This window comes from Oleiphilus sp. HI0061, from assembly GCF_001635675.1.
This window is the reverse complement of record NZ_LWFE01000960.1, coordinates 1-221: the sequence shown is the minus strand read 5'-3', so window position 1 is coordinate 221 and position 221 is coordinate 1. Positions and strand designations below refer to the sequence as shown.

At 42.5% G+C, this 221-nt stretch carries 1 protein-coding gene; it reads left to right on the top strand.

Annotated features, from left to right (window positions below):
• Positions 1-41: 41 nt before the first annotated feature.
• Positions 42-221 (top strand): hypothetical protein (locus A3735_RS11210; protein WP_156499624.1); only part of this gene is annotated, 180 nt, incomplete at its 3' end.

Here is a 221-nt window from a genome sequence, read left to right as displayed (position 1 = left end):
ATACATACAGTGAAGGACAAAGGGCTGGAACAATTTATACAGTGTTACTTAAGTCAATTAATGGCGAAAAACTTTCTGGAAAGTCTAAACGATGGTTATATGTCAAACCCGGAGAGTATGAAATTGAGGTAACCAGTCACAAGTACAATGAAGGTGCATATATCGCAGGAGCTATTGCAGGAGGTGTTGCTGGCGGAGCCATGGGGGCAAGCGTTGATACT